The organism is Sphingobacterium sp. UBA1498 (genome assembly GCF_002325125.1).
In the GTDB taxonomy this organism is placed as follows: Bacteria; Bacteroidota; Bacteroidia; order Sphingobacteriales; family Sphingobacteriaceae; genus Sphingobacterium.
The window spans coordinates 1-17,729 of the sequence record NZ_DCRG01000038.1 but is presented as its reverse complement, the minus strand read 5'-3'; the positions used below and the strand labels follow the sequence as shown (position 1 = coordinate 17,729).

Annotated in this window: 17 protein-coding genes; 10 read left to right on the top strand and 7 right to left on the bottom strand. The window is 39.4% G+C overall.

The annotated features are described in order from the left end of the window. Position 1 precedes the first annotated feature (1 nt). A complete protein-coding gene (locus tag B3139_RS20275; protein WP_209581341.1) occupies positions 2-757 on the top strand; it encodes an ABC transporter ATP-binding protein in 756 nt (251 codons plus the stop codon). 109 nt (positions 758-866) lie between these two features. Beyond that, entirely contained in the window at positions 867-1,772 is a 906-nt protein-coding gene (locus tag B3139_RS20270) for a class I SAM-dependent methyltransferase (protein WP_293885316.1), read from the top strand. Positions 1,773-1,860: 88 nt separating this feature from the next. Here B3139_RS20270 and B3139_RS20265 read toward each other — a convergent pair whose 3' ends face one another. The 3 genes from B3139_RS20265 to B3139_RS20255 all read right to left on the bottom strand — a co-directional run bounded on the left by B3139_RS20265 (position 1,861) and on the right by B3139_RS20255 (position 6,457). Further along, entirely contained in the window at positions 1,861-3,639 is a 1,779-nt protein-coding gene (locus B3139_RS20265; RefSeq protein WP_293885314.1) for a hypothetical protein, read from the bottom strand. An 83-nt stretch (positions 3,640-3,722) separates the two neighbouring features. Next, positions 3,723-4,565 (bottom strand): formyltetrahydrofolate deformylase, encoded by an 843-nt coding sequence (gene purU, locus B3139_RS20260; RefSeq protein WP_293885313.1) that lies wholly within the window; start codon positions 4,563-4,565, stop codon positions 3,723-3,725. Positions 4,566-4,603: 38 nt separating this feature from the next. Continuing rightward, entirely contained in the window at positions 4,604-6,457 is a 1,854-nt protein-coding gene (locus B3139_RS20255) for a DNA topoisomerase IV subunit B (RefSeq protein ID WP_209581351.1), read from the bottom strand. 176 nt (positions 6,458-6,633) lie between these two features. Between B3139_RS20255 and B3139_RS20250 the strand changes: the two genes are divergently transcribed. Together B3139_RS20250 and B3139_RS20245 are read left to right on the top strand one after the other, a co-directional pair. After that, complete coding sequence (locus B3139_RS20250; RefSeq protein WP_293885310.1) at positions 6,634-7,785, top strand: SPFH domain-containing protein; 1,152 nt, start codon at positions 6,634-6,636, stop codon at positions 7,783-7,785. A 24-nt stretch (positions 7,786-7,809) separates the two neighbouring features. Next, the gene (locus B3139_RS20245) at positions 7,810-8,919 is read left to right on the top strand and encodes a zinc finger domain-containing protein (RefSeq protein WP_293885308.1); all 1,110 of its coding nucleotides are present in this window, start codon (positions 7,810-7,812) and stop codon (positions 8,917-8,919) included. A 72-nt stretch (positions 8,920-8,991) separates the two neighbouring features. Here the strand turns inward: B3139_RS20245 and B3139_RS20240 are convergent, their stop codons facing one another. The 4 genes from B3139_RS20240 to B3139_RS20225 all read right to left on the bottom strand — a co-directional run bounded on the left by B3139_RS20240 (position 8,992) and on the right by B3139_RS20225 (position 12,598). Further along, positions 8,992-9,984 carry a hypothetical protein gene (locus B3139_RS20240; RefSeq protein ID WP_293885306.1) on the bottom strand — a complete coding sequence of 331 codons (993 nt, stop codon included), beginning with the start codon at positions 9,982-9,984 and terminating at the stop codon, positions 8,992-8,994. A gap of 26 nt (positions 9,985-10,010) precedes the next feature. Further along, positions 10,011-11,120, bottom strand: coding sequence for a hypothetical protein (locus tag B3139_RS20235; RefSeq protein ID WP_209581360.1), 1,110 nt, complete (start codon positions 11,118-11,120; stop codon positions 10,011-10,013). 10 nt (positions 11,121-11,130) lie between these two features. Further along, a complete protein-coding gene (locus B3139_RS20230; protein ID WP_293885305.1) occupies positions 11,131-11,871 on the bottom strand; it encodes a hypothetical protein in 741 nt (246 codons plus the stop codon). Between the two features lie 229 nt (positions 11,872-12,100). Next, complete coding sequence (locus B3139_RS20225; RefSeq protein ID WP_209581364.1) at positions 12,101-12,598, bottom strand: phosphoheptose isomerase; 498 nt, start codon at positions 12,596-12,598, stop codon at positions 12,101-12,103. Between the two features lie 195 nt (positions 12,599-12,793). Between B3139_RS20225 and B3139_RS20220 the strand changes: the two genes are divergently transcribed. The 6 genes from B3139_RS20220 to atpF all read left to right on the top strand — a co-directional run. Beyond that, entirely contained in the window at positions 12,794-15,019 is a 2,226-nt protein-coding gene (locus tag B3139_RS20220) for a helix-turn-helix domain-containing protein (protein ID WP_293885303.1), read from the top strand. An 83-nt stretch (positions 15,020-15,102) separates the two neighbouring features. Further along, positions 15,103-15,318 carry an AtpZ/AtpI family protein gene (locus tag B3139_RS21595; protein WP_209581368.1) on the top strand — a complete coding sequence of 72 codons (216 nt, stop codon included), beginning with the start codon at positions 15,103-15,105 and terminating at the stop codon, positions 15,316-15,318. Then, positions 15,315-15,701 (top strand): hypothetical protein, encoded by a 387-nt coding sequence (locus B3139_RS20215; protein ID WP_293885301.1) that lies wholly within the window; start codon positions 15,315-15,317, stop codon positions 15,699-15,701. The genes B3139_RS21595 and B3139_RS20215 overlap by 4 nt, the downstream gene beginning before the upstream one ends. A gap of 104 nt (positions 15,702-15,805) precedes the next feature. After that, positions 15,806-17,002: a F0F1 ATP synthase subunit A gene (gene atpB, locus B3139_RS20210; RefSeq protein ID WP_293885299.1), complete on the top strand. Its 1,197-nt coding sequence runs from the start codon at positions 15,806-15,808 to the stop codon at positions 17,000-17,002. Positions 17,003-17,036: 34 nt separating this feature from the next. Beyond that, entirely contained in the window at positions 17,037-17,225 is a 189-nt protein-coding gene (gene atpE, locus B3139_RS20205; RefSeq protein ID WP_021188666.1) for an ATP synthase F0 subunit C, read from the top strand. Between the two features lie 96 nt (positions 17,226-17,321). Further along, positions 17,322-17,729, top strand: a 408-nt coding sequence (atpF, locus tag B3139_RS20200) for a F0F1 ATP synthase subunit B (RefSeq protein WP_293885294.1), incomplete at its 3' end; no start/stop codon positions are given.

Below are 17,729 nucleotides of genomic sequence, written 5' to 3'. Positions count from 1 at the left end.
TATGATTCAAATCGAAGATATTAACAAGTCGTTTGGTGATAATCATGTGCTGAAAGGTATCAGCGCGAATTTTGAACCCGGTAAAGTAAGTTTGATTATTGGTGGTTCGGGGTCGGGAAAGAGCACCTTACTGAAGTGTATCGTGGGGTTACATCAACCGGAAAAAGGAAAGGTCATTTTTGACGGCAAAGATTTTACACGGATGAATTTTGAAGAACGTGTTCCCATTCGTAAAGAAATAGGTATGCTTTTTCAGAATTCAGCATTATTTGACTCAATGACTGTTGAACAAAATATTATGTTTTCTTTGGATATGTTTACGGACATGTCGAAAGCGGAGAAATTAGACCGGGCAAACCATTGTCTAGAACAGGTTAATCTGGAGGGAAGGAATAAGCTATTTCCTGCCGAGCTCTCTGGTGGGATGAAAAAGCGGGTAGGTATTGCGCGTGCAATCAGTATGAATCCCAAATACCTTTTTTGTGATGAGCCTAATTCGGGTCTGGACCCTGAAACTTCTATTGTTATCGATGAGTTGGTTTTGAAGATTACCCAAGAATTAAAATGTACAACAGTTGTTGTTACGCATGATATGAATTCTGTGATGGGAATAGGGGAATATATTTTGTTTCTTTACCAAGGGGCGAAATTTTGGGAAGGTTCCAATAAGGATATGATGCGCTCGGATGTGAAAGAATTAAACAACTTTGTCTTTGCAAGTCCATTGATGAAAAGTGCTAAGGCCTCAATGGGGTAATAGTGGGTAAGATGATTGTTTTAGTGCGCCCGATTTTAGGCGTTGATCAGGGTTAGGATCATGCAGATTTCTTTTATATTGAAATTTAGCTTAGTTTTGTCGGAAAATTTTGATTTTGGCAGCAACAAATATACAACTATTGACTCCACAGCATTGGAGGGACTATGAACTCATTGATTGTGGTGATTTTGAAAAATTGGAACGCTTTGGTGATTTAATTCTGATCAGACCAGAGCCTCAGGCTGTATGGCCTAAGGCGTTGAGTGAAGCAGAGTGGAACAAGCGTTATCATATCAAATTCAAAGGTCGGTCGGCTACTTCTGGAGAATGGTTGAAGAAAAATCCGAAGGTTCAGGATCGTTGGCATATCGAATATAAAAATAGCGACGTGGCCATCAAATTTAGATTGGGCCTGACATCTTTTAAGCACGTGGGGATATTTCCGGAGCAGGCTGTAAATTGGGACTATATTTCGGAATCTGTTCGTTCGTTTAAAACGGAAAAACCGAAGGTTCTCAATCTTTTTGCATATACGGGAGGAGCATCTCTAATAGCGAAAGCTGCTGGCGCGGATACAACGCACGTGGATTCGATTAAACAGGTTGTTACCTGGGCGAATGAAAATATGGAAATTTCCAACTTGGATAACATTCGTTGGGTTGTTGAGGATGCGTTGAAGTTTGTAAAGCGTGAACTGAAAAGAGGTAATACCTATAATGGGATTATTTTGGATCCACCAGCTTATGGACATGGACCGAAAGGCGAGAAATGGAAATTAGAAGACCACATTATGGAAATGATGACAGAGGTTGTTCAGCTATTGGATCCTAAAGAACATTTTTTGATTTTAAATACGTATTCTTTAGGTTTCTCTTCGGTTATTGTGGAAAATTTAATTAAGACTGCTTTTCCGAAGGTTGAAAACTTAGAAATAGGCGAGCTATTTTTACAAGCAACTGCAGGGCCGAAACTTCCACTTGGCGTATTTGGTAAATTCCGTAAGATAGCGAAGTAAGACGGTCAAAAGATTGCTTATAACAAACACGGGGCGCNNGCGCCCCGTGTTTGTTATAAGATACAATTGTTTTAATATGCATTAGGCATTACATATGGATATCCTTCAACCGTAACGATGCTAGTTCCAACTGCTTTGGAATAGCTGTAATGATGTTCTGTGGGATATGTGATAAGTGTTGAGCTAGCTCGTCATAGTAAGCAATTCCAGCTTGTAACTGCGCTTTAAACTTGGCTACGTACTTTATCTTTTTATCATTAATGATGTTTTGATTGTCTGTTACATATTTTTGAATATGATCAATATAAAGGTTGAGCTCGTTGATCAGGACAAATGGCCGATTGTTATTTTCAAAGACTGAGATACGGCCATAGATATGGTCTATCATTTCCCGTAAAGTATATTGTTTTTTAAACCAGACGAGATTTGGACCCGGGCAAATGGCTACGGCAGTCTGTTCTTTAGTCTTCTGGATATTGTATTTGAGATAGGCAGGCGCTGCGAGCCCTTCACAAAGGCAGGTTTTTTCGGTAATGGCCTCAAAAGCTTTTTCGTATTCAACAGCAGGCAGGTTCTGTTGTTTTAGTTCCTGTATCTTTTGATGTTGATATACGCGTGATGCGGTACATATGGGCTTGTCACTGAACTCTGTGTTCGAAATAAGATATTCTTTTTTGCAGGGGCTACCAGGACGGCCTTTTTTAATTCGTTCCACTCGTAAGTGCTCAGCGCCACTTTTTCTGAAGTTGTTGAAAGGAATCCCTAATGGAGATGCTCCACTGCAGTAGAAGTCTTCTTTTTCGGCAAGTTCCAATGCTTTCAACGTTTCTTGATCTACCGTGGTTGCTTCGGGTACCATTAGAAATGGAGATCCCCAGCCCACAGCATCAAATCCATAATAATCTAATAAAAATTGATGTTCTGAAGCGGTACCCACCCCGCCTTGAACCGTATATTTGATAACGGGAGGTATGGTTAGAAAGCGCTTTTGAGCAGTCCAATAATCTTGGTATATCTCGAAAAGTTCGGCTTTTAAACTTTCTTTCTTTTCTTTAAATTCTTGAAGGATTGGACCTAGAAGAAAGCCATCCGTTGCGAAAGCATGTCCACCACAGTTCAAACCGGATTCTATTCTGAATTCAGATACCCAAACCCCTCGTTTGGCGAGATATTTTGCCTGAATGAGTGCCGATCGGAAATCACTTACTTTTAATGTGACCTTTTTGTCGAACATACTTTCATTATCGGGGAAGAAAGCTGGCAATTCAGCAAGGTAAGCATATAAGTGTGGATTCATTCCGGCAGAAAGGATAAGCGAAGAATGAAGATTGGAATTTGCAAAGCCACGTAAGGCTGCTAGTGCATCAGAAAAGCGCTCGTCCAATACCTTGCCATCTTTATAATTTATCTTGTCAACTTTGGACATGATATTAACATCAATGTCACCCGGTTTTAGATAAGTGATCAATAAGTCTTGGAGTTCGGTCTTAATGGCCAGATTCGTTTCAATTTCCATAGCGTGATACAGTGGCTTGGATGGATGTGAATCTGGTAGAAGCTGAAAGTATTTTGCCAATTCGGAACCTTCTGTAAAGGGTTGATGTTTTAAGGCTGTAATTTGTTTATTGACCACAAATTGTACCATATTGAGGTATGCGGTGATTCTATTTGCCCGATAGTCTTCTTCAGATGTGAGGATCGGTTGATAGGGGATTTGATATTCTCCACAGTAATAGCAGCGCATGCGCTCGATTAGTTCATCGTCAACGATAGACATCACGGAGGAGATTCCGTACTGTGCAACCTTAATTGCGGAATCGATGGAGAAAGCTAAGCCTAATACGGGGATATGAAAAGTATGCGTCATTCTTAAATATTTCTTTTACGAAATAATGGAGAATAACGCTAAAAAAAAGTAATGATTGTTTTATGGGGAGATGATTGTAATCACTATTCAAATACAATTGTTTTGTAGTCGTTGCGCATGACACGATCCTCGCTAAGCAAGCGAATTGCTCGGCTTAAAACGGCTTTTTCTATTTCCTTTCCGGCAGTAACCATATCTTTTACAGTGTAGGTGTGGTTGACATGCCGTATGTCCTGGACGATGATTGGGCCTTCATCAAGTTGGTCGGTCACGAAATGGGCTGTGGCTCCAATAATCTTAACACCTCTTGCATGTGCCTGTTTATAGGGGTTGGCGCCGATAAATGCCGGTAGGAAGGAATGGTGGATATTAACCAATTTATTCTCAAAGGTGCCAACAAACTCTGGTGATAAGATCCGCATGAATTTAGCTAAAATAATATAATCGAAATTATATTGTTTGATTTTTGCTATCAGTTGTGTTTCGAACGTTTCCTTTGTCAGGTTTTCATGTGAGATACAGTGAAACGGAATGTCGAACTTTTCTGTAAAAGAGCGTAGCGATTCATAATTGCCAATGACAGCCTGCACTTCGGCTCCCCAAGTTTCGAAATGCTGTCGTACGAGTATGTCTGCAAGGCAGTGATGCTCTTTGGTCACCAAGACGACAATCTTTTTTCGGGTATTGGGGTTGATCTGTATTTGAGCAGAGGGAGGAAGAACCTCAGCCAAGGAGTCGGAAAGTTGTTTTTGCTCAATTACTAGACCGTTACAGACCACACGCACGAAGAATTTATTGGCTTCTTCATCTACATATTCGCGCATGGTGACAATATTGAGCTGATATTTTGCAAGCGTGTTTGAGATGTTAGCGACTAGTCCAACGGCATCTTGACATTGGATCAGAATTAAGGTTTGGTTGTGCATGAAATTTGGTTGTAGGTTATTGAAAAAAGCGGGCTATCTTAACCCGCTTTTTTTGTTAGTTCTTCTTCAAGGTCAACTTCAACACGTAGATTTTCGACGATATGTTTTTGTCTATCTGGCGTGTTTTTACCCATGTAATATTCTAATAATTGTTGAATTTTATTGTCTTTGGACAAGATAACAGGATCGAGGCGGATATCTTTTCCGATAAATAAACCAAACTCGGAAGGTGATATTTCACCCAGACCTTTGAATCGGGTGATTTCGGGTTTAGCGCCTAATTTTGCGATTGCTTTTTGCCGTTCTTCGTCTGAATAACAATAAATTGTTTCCTTTTTATTGCGGACACGGAAAAGGGGGGTCTGCAAAATGGAAACGTGGCCCGCTTTAACGAGGTCTGGGAAGAACTGTAAGAAAAACGTTAATAATAGCAAACGGATGTGCATTCCGTCCACGTCGGCATCGGTAGCGATAACGATATTGTTATAACGTAATCCATCTAGACCATCTTCAATATTGAGTGCATGTTGCAAAAGATTGAATTCTTCGTTTTCATAAACAATCTTTTTGGACATTCCATAAGAGTTAAGCGGTTTTCCTTTTAGGCTAAATACGGCTTGAGTCTGTACGTCGCGTGATTTGGTGATCGAACCAGAAGCAGAATCCCCCTCGGTAATAAACAGTGTTGTTTCTTGGTTACGTTCATTTTTATCGCTAAAATGCACTTTACAGTCGCGTAGTTTACGGTTATGAAGAGAGGCTTTTTTTGCCCTTTCGTTAGCCAGTTTTTTAATACCCGCGATGTCCTTACGCTCACGTTCGGATTGCAGTATTCGTTTCTGAAGGGCATCTGCCGTGGCTGGATTTTTATGCAGGTAATCATCCAGTGCCTTTTTTACAAAGTCATTAATGAAGCCCCTTACAGTAGGGCCTTCAGGACCGACACTTTGGGAGCCCAATTTTGTTTTAGTTTGAGATTCGAAAACAGGCTCTTGTACTTTGATGGCTATTGCTCCGATGATTGACGACCGAATATCCGATGCATCAAATTCTTTTTTGTAGAATTCGCGGATTGTTTTGACGAGTGCTTCACGAAATGCTGCCTGATGTGTTCCTCCTTGGGTTGTATGTTGTCCGTTTACGAAGGAATAATATTCCTCTCCATATTGTTGCCCATGCGTCATGGCAATTTCAATGTCTTCACCACGTAGGTGAATAATTGGATAGCGCATGGATTCGGCATCAATATTACGTTCCAATAAATCTTTTAGACCATGCTCGGAAATAAATTTCTGATTATTGAAATTAATGGTAAGACCAGAATTCAGGAACACATAATTCCAGATCATGTTTTCAACAAATTCAAGTCTGTATTTATAATTCCGGAAAATGGAGTCGTCCGGATAGAACGTTACCGCTGTGCCATTTCGTTGCGTTGTTTCTTTTTGTTCATCATGGACTAACTCTCCCTTAGAGAATTGAGCGATGCGGGTAATATTTTGTCGATAGGACTGTACGGTGAACTGACTGGACAAAGCGTTCACTGCTTTTGTACCGACCCCATTTAAACCGACGGACTTTTGGAAAGCCTTACTATCATATTTACCACCTGTATTGATTTTAGAAACAACATCAACTACAGAACCAATTGGAATACCACGTCCATAATCGCGTACGGAAACTTTATTCTCGTTTACCGTGATATCAATTGTTTTACCAGCTCCCATAACAAACTCATCGATGGAGTTGTCAACGACCTCTTTCAATAAAACATAAATACCATCATCATAGGCCGAACCGTCCCCCAACTTTCCAATGTACATTCCCGGACGAAGGCGAATATGCTCTTTCCAATCCAGGGACCTAATGCTGTCTTCGTTATATGTACTCATAAATTTATGTAGAACTTAGCTAACAAAAGTAAAAAAAATAAACTACGATAAGTAGTTTAAAAGGCTAAATTTTTTAGATATCTGCAGTTTATGTCCAGATGGTGAAAATTGCTGGTTTGCCGGGAAATGTTTACATTTAGTGTAAGTAATTTTAAAGCGAATTTAAAGCGAATAATATGGGATTATTTGATAAAATCAGGAATGAGTTTGTCGATATTATCGAATGGGTCGATAATAGTACAGATACAATTGTGTGGAAATTTCCAAGGTATCAGAATGAAATAAAAATGGGCGCACAATTGACCGTAAGGGAAGGACAAGCTGCTGTATTTTTAAACGAAGGTGTGGTGGCTGATGTCTTCTTTCAGCCTGGTCGTTACGAATTGGCGACTCAAAACATGCCGATCATGACAACCATTAGGGGCTGGAAGTATGGATTCAATAGTCCTTTTAAAGCGGATGTTTATTTTGTGAATCTTCGTCAATTTGTTAATCAGAAATGGGGTACCAAAAATCCAATCATGTTGCGGGATCCTGAATTTGGCCCCATTCGACTCCGAGCTTTTGGTAATTTCTCCTTTCAAGTGAAAGATGTTACTGTTTTTATGAAACAGCTTGTTTCAACGACGCCGGTATTTACGGTTGAAGATATCACAGAGCAGCTTCGAAACATTGCGGTATCGAGAGGGATGGATGCTATTGCGGAGTCCAAAATTCCTGCTTTGGATCTTGCATCCAACTACGATGAAGTGTCGGCCTTGATACAGCAGAAAATTGCATCCGATTTTGATGAGTTGGGGTTAAGTTTAACGAAGTTTTTAATTGAGAATATTTCTTTCCCAGAGGAAGTTGAAAAGGCACTTGATAAGCGAAGTAGCATGGGAGTTGTTGGTAATCTTGGGGCATATGCTCAATTTCAAGCTGCTAATTCGATGGAGAAAGCTGCAGAGAATCCAGCTAGTGGAGGTATCGTCGGCGCGGGTTTTGGCGCTGGATTGGGGGCAGGAATGGTTGGTCAGATGGGAAATATCTTTCAACAAAATAGTTTTGATGGAAACAATCCAACTGGAGTAGCGGGCGCAGGTGGTTCTTCTACACCCGCGGGTCCACCGCCGCTACCTAACAGCGTAGCTTATTATCTCGCGATTAAAGGAAAACAGGAAGGACCATTTGATCATGAGCAATTGAGTAGCCTTGTCAAGGATGGCACGCTGAATACAGCTACCCTAGTGTGGAGAGAAGGACTTGAGAACTGGATTGAAGCTGATAAGGTGAGCGATTTGAAAGGACTTTTTTCACAGATTCCGCCTCCAATACCGGGAGTTTAGGAAAGAAACGCATGACTGTACTGTATGAGTTTTGAAGAAAAAACCTCCGAGATAGAACAAGGACTGAAATGTCAGGGTTGTGGTGCAATTTTGACTTATCAGCCCGGTACTTCCTATTTAGCATGTTCCTATTGTGGAACCAGAAATGAAATAGCTGATCAGTTGCCAGAAAATGGGCGTATTGAATCAACGGATTATAAGGTCTTTGGAGCCGCGATGGAAGAACTCGAAGATGACCGATATAGTTATTTAGCTGAGGTTGTGCATTGCGGAAACTGTGGTGCAAATTCAAGGTTAAATGCTCACGTCACAGCGGATTTATGTGCTTTTTGTGCTTCACCATTGGTCATTGACCATCAGCAAAAACGTATTGTAAAACCGCATGGTGTTGTTCCTTTCGGTGTTGACTATAAAAGTGCCTTTGGGCTATTGACGCAATGGGCCGGGAAGGTATGGTTTGCACCGAATGACTTTAAGCGGATTTTTAACGCTAGGAATGACCGTCTAAAGGGGGTATATATTCCTTTTTGGTCTTATGATGCAGATGTGAACTCTGATTACGTTGGATCCCGAGGTGAGTATTATTATGTGACAAGGACGCGGCGTAATTCGGATGGCGAAACAGAAGAATACGAAGAAAGACGAACCAATTGGTATCCAACTTCGGGTACTGTTTATAGCCAATTCAAGGATATTGTTATTTCTGGATCAACCTCCCTTCCGGAAAAGTTTTCCGAAAAGATCGGGCCGTGGAATTTAGGTTATCTAAGACCTTTCAATGAGCAGTATTTGAGTGGTTTTATCGCGGAAACTTTCAGTGTAGATCATGTGAAAGCAGCAACAACTGCACGAGCGATTATGGACCGGGAAATCGAGCGACAGGTTGAGAACGACATCGGTGGCGATACGCAGGATATCGATTCCATTGACAGTGATTTTAAATCCATTAAATTGAAATATATTCTTTTGCCCATTTGGTTATCTGCTTATCAATACAAGGGAAAGAGTTATCAGATCATGGTTAATGCATTTAACGGTAAAGTTTACGGGCAACGGCCTTATAGCTTTTGGAAAATAGCTTTTTTGGTATTAGCGATCCTTATTGTTCTGTATTTATTAAGCTTTATGGGATAACAAATAGGTTAGTAAAAGAAAGCGCTGTCCTCAAACGAAGAGAACAGCGCTTTTTTGTATGCTAAAAGGTGCCTATTTGTTCAACGATAGTAGGAATCCAATGGTAAAGTTGGCATCCCAGTCAAAAACAAAGGTATCGCAGTTGGTCGCATCTTTAATTGCTTTATAAATGTTAACGCCGCTTTTTGTTTTTATTTTATCTGCGTTGTAGAAAGCTGGGTCGTTCAGAACGGTAAAACGTTCTTCACCTTGGCGCGTTTGTGAGGCAAGTTCAAAAGGAACGCCCCCTATAATAAAACAAACTTCTCTTTTATTTTCAGGAATCTTTTCACCTAATTTTTTTACTTCTGCATAGACAGCATCATCTTTGAGATCTTTCTCATAGTACTTTGCTCCAGGTGCTTCGACAGATTTTGTATCGCCATCGATCCATGAAATTTTTGTGTTACCAGACCCGATGTCAACAACAAATGCATTGTCTTCATATGCTTTTGGAAGGACCGATTTTAATGCAAGCTTTCCTTCTTGCTCTGCTGTAACCAAGTTGACCACAAAGCCCATTTTTCTAAGTTCACTACTAATGATAGTTGTTTTGGGTTCCTTTTGCGCTCCAGAGCTAATGACGAAATGTATGTTTTTCGATTTAACACCTTTATCCAGCATCATGCCGATATAGTCTTTTAATCCTTTGCGAATATCCTCGGTATTTGCCAATCCTTCATAAGCAAAAGACTTTCCAAAATCTTTGGAAACGATTTCCCAACGATTCTCTTTATCCATATTCACGACGAAGGAATTGAAACCAGAGGCGCCCACTTCAACCACTCCTTTGTATTCACCGTCAACAGGCTTTTCAGGTTGATAGTTGAATGAACGAGTGTCTTTCGAGCCCGATGAGTGGTTTGAATCCGCATTTTTGTGACTGGTTGAGTCTGTTTGTACAGTAGGGTTAGCATCAAATTTGCCCGATTGCATTGCCCAGTAACCGATTGCCAGAATAGGTAAGGCAATAATAATTGCTTTTATAGGCCATCTTAATCTTGCCCATGTTGATTTTTCTTCCATAATGTTGAAGTAATATAATTTTATAGTTAATCAAGTAGTGTAAATCCTTTATCCACTTTCTCTTCGGGCTTGAGCTCGTAGCTGGCGTCTGTCATCTGCGTTACATTCAATACCTTCAGATTACGTTCGTCTACTTTGCGGATGAATTCCTCCAGTTCACCCTGCGTTGGCGCTCCGCCGACAGTGATGTTGTTGTTTTGATCCAAGAAATCCAAATTGGACCGAATAGATGCTATATTTTGACTAATGGCACCTGTTGCGGCATTCATCGCTTCCTGAAAAGCCCAGCCATCTTTGATATTGAATACATCTGCAAGTCCGTCGGTGGCATTTTTCATTTTTTGGGTCGCTTCTAGCTTCTTGGAAATAATAGAAATGCTGCTATCTAAGGTACTAACATAAATTCGGGCGGCACTTTCATTATCTTTGAGTACTTCCAACACTTTAGCAAACTGATTGGCATACTGGACGTAGCTGCGCGCATTTTGCTCTTCTGATTCTCCTTCTTTTCCTAATAGAAAGGCTTTAGTACGGGTTTCTTTAGCATCTCTGGCATAAGCATTTGCTTTTTCTGCGTTATTTTTACTCGCTTCTTCTTTTGATTTTTCGTCGAGATTAGCTGCCTCTGCTGTAAAACGTTTGGCATACGTATATTTTTCTTCCGCAGTTTTCTGTGCTGTTTCGCCACTTTGAATCATATCAATGCGAACTCCATCGACATTGCTAATTTTTTCCTTTACTCGTTTCAGCGTGTCTTTTGCATCTCTTGATAGCAATTGTAGGGTCTCTATTGGGTTATTTCTAATGATTGATTTTTCTCCTTTAAAGAGTAAAACGGTGCCAAGACGATGCAGTAGTGCGATGATTTTGGGGGCTAACAACAATAAGGTAATCAGAATAATACTAAATATGACAAAAAGTATGCTTTTTCCAGCATACTCCAACATAATCGGTAAATATTTGAAAAATGCAAATGCGCCACCGAGTAAAATTGCCCAAAAGAAAACCTTTGACGCAGTTTTTTTTGCTTCTGGGGATTGTAGCTGTGCAGGCAGATGATCGCCCAATACTTGAAATATCGGAAGTTGCGTCTTTATCTCAGCGGGAATGTTAACATATTGATCTTTTCTTTCCATTGATTTATTTTTATGTTATTGATTGATTAATCATACGCAATGCCGTATTGATTTCGGTAACGACCTCATCAACGGCTGCACTGCCGATGTTTATTTTTTGTTCAATGTCTTTAATTTTGGGTTCGTACTTTTCATTAATTTGCCCCAAAGCGAGCTGTTTTTTCTGTAAATCATCTTGCAATTTTGCAATATTTTCCGTTATTGTTTTGATTTCAGCATTCAGATTTGCAATCTCCAAGGTTCGGTCCTGTTCAGTCTTTTTCTTTTCAGCCTGTTTCTGTTCCGATTCTTTGGCAATGGTTTCTTTGAGTTTATTAGCATAATTTGTGCCAGTTGCTATCAATTTTTCTCTGGACAACGAACTGTCTACAAATTTAAGCGAGGTATAAGCTGCTTTGAGGGTGTTTTCCTCGACTTTACCCATTGCTGCTGCAGCATTCCATACCTCAAAAAAGTCTACCCCTTGTTCATTTAGTTTTTCCAGGATAGCATAGACCTTTAATTTCATTTCTTTAAGGTCGGTAGTTCCATCGTTGGCCGTTATGGGTATTGGGGGAGGTGTTTTTCCAGTTGTTGGCGGAGCTGGAGAATAGGATGGTTCCTTATAAGGGGTGTTTGGAATAGCATTTGGTGCAGGCGCCGATGGCGTTTGTGGGTGCTGGTTTTGTTGAGGTTGATCATCTTCAAAAATTAATTTCTTCAGACTGTTTAATATACCAGATCCTCTTTTAGTGTCGTCGTTGCTCATCATGTCATAGTTGATTATATCTTTACTAAAATAATAAAAATTACTATTCTCTACTGGATTGACCGATAGAAAATCTATAATGGATGGGAAGAGCTATAGGCTGACATGAAAAGATGAAATTCTATTTTTTAGGGACTGAAAGAGCTCTACGGGCATTGTAGGCGGCTAAAAAAAGAGCGATAGCCCATCAATAATTGGTTATCGCTCTTTTGTTCATGGCGGTTATTGAATATTATCTGCCAAAATCATCCTGTACGCGAACGATATCGTCTTCGTCAGAAGGGTTGTTGGCATCTGTATGTTGCCAAATTTCTGCTAAAATACCGAAGCCGTCCAATCCAATTAAACGGTGACGTTGTCCTTGGCGCAATCGGATTGTTTCCCCTTCTTTCAATGTAGATACAACAGATTCTTCATCTGTGTCAGAAACCATAACCCCTACGTTACCTTGGATAACCCGCCAGATTTCAGCCCGACGGTGGTGATATTGCCAAGATAGTCTTTTATCCGGTGCAACAATTAGAATTTTAGGACTTAATTTTCCGGATATTCTTAATTCTTGTACATCCATTCCGCCGAAATATTCATCGGCAAATTCCTGCGCCTGCGATTCGTCAATGACGAAAAATCCACCCCAAGGACGCGCTGCATCTGATTTATCGATACGAAAACCTTTGGAAGTCAGCATTTCCTGTACATTTTCAAACAATGCAATTTTATCTATAGCCATATTACAATTCTAAAAATTTGTTATTCGTTAATTTAGCAGCTAAATATAAAAAAAATCTATTAATAATTTAAGTTAACCGTTTTAGCAATATTTACATGCCGACTATAGTCGTTTCTTTGGTCGTGCTCAATCGCCATGTGCCGGGTAAAGTTAAAAATGAAATTGCTAATTTTGTGATCAATCTAATTTCAGGATATGTCAAACTTTCAAGTCGATCGGGAAAATACTGCATTTATGCAGGCTGTTGCTTTCGTTAACCAAACGAATCAAAACGTATTTATTACAGGGAAGGCAGGTACCGGAAAGACGACGTTTTTGAAGTATATAAAGGAGCATAGTTACAAGAAGATGGCGATTACGGCACCTACTGGCGTTGCGGCGATGAACGCAGGCGGAACGACTTTGCACTCTTTATTTTGGCTTCCTTTTGGAACTTTTATAGAAGATTATGAGTTGCGGTGGGATGAGCAGGATAGTCATATTTACAATAAATCACGTCTTTTTAGCACGATTAAACTGACGAAGCAACGCCGGGCGATTTTGCAGGAACTTGAACTTTTAGTGATTGATGAGGTCTCGATGGTTCGCGCAGATACCTTGGATGCGATTAATGTTATCCTTCAATCTGTTCGTCGCGATATGCGGCCTTTTGGCGGATTGCAGGTGTTGTTTATCGGAGACTTGTACCAGTTGCCGCCTGTCGTGAAAGATGCAGAGTGGAATGTATTAAAAGATCATTACTCTTCTGTTTTCTTCTTCAATGCCAAGATATTGAGAGATAATCCTTTGGTGATGTTAGAACTTAATAAGATCTATCGTCAGCAAGATGAGGGCTTTATTTCCATTTTGAATGCGATACGAAACAATCAATGTACAAGTGATATGCTCAAGACCCTAAATGGTTACTATCAGCAGGACTTTGTTCCAAATGAAGCAGAGCAATATATTACATTGACCTCTCATAATCGAAATGCCGATGAAATAAACGGTGCTAAATTGGCATCATTATCTGGTAAAATGTTAAACCTTAAAGCGGTAGTAAAGGATGATTTTGCACAGGGCTCCTATCCTGCAGAGGAAACATTGTCATTGAAAATAGGAGCACAGGTCATGTTTATTCGCAACGATTCGGGAGATGAACGTAAGTATTATAATGGTAAGATAGGTACGGTAAAGGACATAGACACTGTGCAAGGAACTGTAACGGTTACCTTTCCTGATGGATCGGAGTCCGTAAGCGTTAAAAGGGAAACCTGGGAGAATATCCGTTATAATTATGATAAGGGGCAGGATCAGATCAAGGAGGAAATTTTAGGTACATTTTCACAATTTCCGCTTCGGCTCGCCTGGGCGATCACTATCCATAAAAGTCAGGGCTTAACATTTGAAAAAGCAATCATTGATGCGGGTACCTCTTTTGCAGCAGGTCAGGTTTATGTTGCATTGAGCCGTTTAACGAGTTTAGATGGACTTGTATTAAAGTCTATCATTCCTTCTTATGCCATTCGTACCGATTATCAGGTCGTTGAGTTTGCACAGCGCGCGCAGGCGCAGCCTGATATCAATTCGATTCTGGAGCAGTGTCAACGGAATTACCTTGGTCAGATTTTAATGCACGGTTTTCGGTGGGATGGCTTATTGGCGGAGACGTCTGATTTATTGAAGTCGCTCGAAGAACGTAACATTGATGGTAAGGAACAAGCGGTATTGTTTTTTCAGCAACTCGTCAAGCACCTGCAAATGCAAGAGAAAGTTGCCCATAAGTTTATCGTTGTTTTATATGATTTATTACGTGATAAAAATGCAATTGATTACGATGTTATCTGTGAGCGTTCTACCGCGGCAGTCAATTGGTTTTTGCCAAAAATGGATACCGATCTGATTGATGCGTTGAACAAACATATTGAAGAATATCAGATACGAAAACGTACCAAGAAATATATTGACGAGCTCAAAGCGCTATTGCTTGATTACAAGCGAAAACGCGAACAGTTGCAGCATTGTCTGCTTATTGCTGCTACACTATCCAAGCGGGAAGATTTTCAAACGGCCATGTTGGATGTAGCTGCCAGTGTGAAGACCAAAGAGAAAGATGATTTGGCTGCACAAACTGCAGAGGAAGAAGGGCCTAGAAAATTAGATACCAAAGAGATTTCTCTAGAAATGTTTAAGGATGGAATGAGCATTGCTGATATAGCAGGTAAGCGCGGGATGGTTGCAGGCACTATTTACGGACATTTGATTACCTTTGTAGGTACAGAAGTGGAGGCTACAGACTTGATCGAGCAAGAGAAGTTGGATCGTATACTAGAGGTGATCCGGACAAACCCGGATAAATCGTCTTCTGAACTTAAAATGCTTTTGGGGACAGATATAGACTACCCAGATATTAAAATTGGACAAAAAGTTTTGGGATTGTAGGCAATAAGGATTTATGATGTATATTTGTAACAAATATTGTGATGTAGTTTGTTGAGAGCCCATTGATAACCTTACGATTTCTTATGGAAGACAAGAAAGATCCTAACAAGTGGCTTGTGTTGACAACTATTTCTACTCAAATGGTTTTTACCATTTACGTATTTTATTTATTAGGAGATTGGTTGGACGGCAAGTTTCATAGTGATAACCAATTATGGATGAAAATCTGTACCCTTGCTGGGATTGGGATTTCTCTCTACCAGGTCATTAGACAAGTGAATCGATTAAACGATAGATGATAGTATATTTAAAGCAGGCACTTATTTTATTTTTTGTTGCGGTATTGGTATTTGCCCTTCATTTCTTTTTGTTAAAATCTTTTGATGGAATACAAAATCTTGACGATCTACATTTTCCATTGTATGAAATATATGTTTTTCAATTGATTTTATCGATTATTATTATGGCAGGAGTGCGTTACTTTTCGCAGCAATTCCCACCATATGTCGGTTTTATTTTCTTAGGATTATTGACGTTAAAATTTGTCCTAAATTATTTGTATATCCATAGCGGGCTAGCAAAACCACATGCTGATATTTTAAAATATAACTATTTGATCGTTGTCGTTTTATTCCTTTTGTACGATGTTGGATTTGCTTATAAGGCTTTAAACAAATCCTAAGGGAGAAAACGATAGTTTTTTCAAAAAAATGTAATATTAAAGTAGCTTTTGTGCTTTATATGTAGTATTTTCGCAAAAATTTTAAATAACATAATAGTAGTATCGTGAGTCTTAAAAGAACACTTCAATTTTTAGCAGTTATTCTGTTTGCAGTTGCGCCATTTTTAACAAAGGCCAATGAGAATGCACACGGAGAAAAATCGCAGGCTGAGGAAATCAATAGCCATATTGAGCATCACTTACAAGATGATTATTATTTTAGCTTCTTTTCCGACGAAGAGACAGGTAAGCATTTTGGCTTTTCGTTGCCAGTTATTTTGATTGACAATGGCTTGAAAGTTTTTATGGCTTCTGCATTTGATCACGGTAATAAGGTTGCTGAGGTTGATGGTCAATACTATGCATTATACCATGGGAAAATTTATAAGACCGATGCTACTGGTAATTTAGCTGGTCATGAATACCTCAAAAATGCCGATGGTAGTTATGTTATGACTGTAAACGAGAATGGAAAGGAAGTGAAAAAGGAATTTGAAACTTCTTATGTTGTCGGTTCTCATGAAATTCATGAAGCTACAGATTTTCATCCGTCTGTAGACATGCCTTTAGATTTTTCGATCACAAAGAGTGTTGTAGGTTTATTTTTGGCTGCGTTTTTAATGTTTTGGGCATTTATAAGTTTGGCTAAAACTTATAAAAAAGGTGCTAACAACTTACCTAAAGGTGTAGGACGTGTATTAGAGCCTTTGGTTATCTATGTGCGTGATGAGATGGCAATTCCAAACATTGGTCATCGTTATAAAGAATTTATGCCCTATTTATTGTCTGTATTTTTCTTGATCTGGATTTTGAACTTGGTTGGTTTGACACCACTAGGCTTTAACGTGACAGGTAACATTACAGTAACATTATGTTTGGCTCTCTTTACTTTTTTAATTGTAAATATCAAAGCAAACGCAAACTATTGGAAACACATTTTCTGGATGCCAGGTGTTCCTGTTCCATTTAAATTCGTTTTGGCACCAATTGAAGTGTTGGGGTTGTTTACAAAGCCATTTTCATTGATGGTTCGTTTGTTTGCAAATATTACAGCTGGTCACACGGTTGTGATGGGATTGATTGCGATTGTTTATTTATTGCAACACCAATTGACAGTGGTGGGTAGTATCGGTGTTTCCATGTTCTTAACGATCTTCTTGATGGTTATTGAATTATTAGTTGCCTTCTTACAAGCGTTTATTTTTACGATGTTGTCATCCTTGTTTATCGGTATGGCTGTTGAAGAACATCACGATCATTAATTAGCAAATTTTTTAATTATTCAAATCATACATTATGTACAATTTAATTGGAGCCGGTTTAATCGTTATCGGTGCAGGTTTAGGTTTAGGTAAAATTGGTGGTTCTGCAATGGAAGCTATCGCTCGTCAACCAGAAGCAGCATCTAAAATCCAAACTGCAATGATTATCATTGGTGCCTTACTTGAAGGTTTAGCATTCGGTGCTTTATTATTAGGTAAATAGTCACAACGGTTTTATGATATAACCTGCAACGGTTGGTTGCAGGTTATATTATTCCTGAATCTTAAAAAATAAAAATTATCATTATATAGTATAACAATGGATAAATTAATACATTCGTTTTCGTACGGTTTGTTTTTTTGGATGGTCATCGTCCTTGTAGTTATTATCTTTTTATTAGGTAAATACGCTTGGAAACCAATAGTTGATGCCCTAGACGAACGTGAAAAAGGTATTGCAAGTGCTTTGGAGGCAGCTGAAAAAGCTAAATTGGAAATGGCTCGTTTAACAAATGAAAACGAACAATTACTGAAAGAAGCACGCGCAGAACGCGACGTTATCCTTAAGGAGGCAAAGGAGCTTAAAGATAAGATCGTAGCTGAGGCAAAAACTCAGGCGCAAGCTGAAGGTGCAAAAATGATTGCTCAAGCGAAAGAGGAGATCAATGAACAAAAGAACAAAGCTTTGGCTGAGGTGAAGTCTCAGGTTTCTTCTTTGTCTTTGGAT

Bases quoted from the DNA above. Each gene is read 5' to 3' on its own strand.
- B3139_RS21595 (WP_209581368.1), top strand. From the start codon at position 15,103: ATGGAAGACAAGAAAGATCCTAACAAGTGGCTTGTGTTGACAACTATT.
- B3139_RS20240 (WP_293885306.1), bottom strand. From the start codon at position 9,984: ATGGAAGAAAAATCAACATGGGCAAGATTAAGATGGCCTATAAAAGCA.
- B3139_RS20275 (WP_209581341.1), top strand. From the start codon at position 2: ATGATTCAAATCGAAGATATTAACAAGTCGTTTGGTGATAATCATGTG.
- B3139_RS20235 (WP_209581360.1), bottom strand. From the start codon at position 11,120: ATGGAAAGAAAAGATCAATATGTTAACATTCCCGCTGAGATAAAGACG.
- B3139_RS20220 (WP_293885303.1), top strand. From the start codon at position 12,794: ATGTCAAACTTTCAAGTCGATCGGGAAAATACTGCATTTATGCAGGCT.
- B3139_RS20225 (WP_209581364.1), bottom strand. From the start codon at position 12,598: ATGGCTATAGATAAAATTGCATTGTTTGAAAATGTACAGGAAATGCTG.
- B3139_RS20265 (WP_293885314.1), bottom strand. From the start codon at position 3,639: ATGACGCATACTTTTCATATCCCCGTATTAGGCTTAGCTTTCTCCATC.
- B3139_RS20255 (WP_209581351.1), bottom strand. From the start codon at position 6,457: ATGAGTACATATAACGAAGACAGCATTAGGTCCCTGGATTGGAAAGAG.
- atpE (WP_021188666.1), top strand. From the start codon at position 17,037: ATGTACAATTTAATTGGAGCCGGTTTAATCGTTATCGGTGCAGGTTTA.
- B3139_RS20250 (WP_293885310.1), top strand. From the start codon at position 6,634: ATGGGATTATTTGATAAAATCAGGAATGAGTTTGTCGATATTATCGAA.
- purU (WP_293885313.1), bottom strand. From the start codon at position 4,565: ATGCACAACCAAACCTTAATTCTGATCCAATGTCAAGATGCCGTTGGA.
- B3139_RS20215 (WP_293885301.1), top strand. From the start codon at position 15,315: ATGATAGTATATTTAAAGCAGGCACTTATTTTATTTTTTGTTGCGGTA.
- B3139_RS20245 (WP_293885308.1), top strand. From the start codon at position 7,810: ATGAGTTTTGAAGAAAAAACCTCCGAGATAGAACAAGGACTGAAATGT.
- B3139_RS20230 (WP_293885305.1), bottom strand. From the start codon at position 11,871: ATGATGAGCAACGACGACACTAAAAGAGGATCTGGTATATTAAACAGT.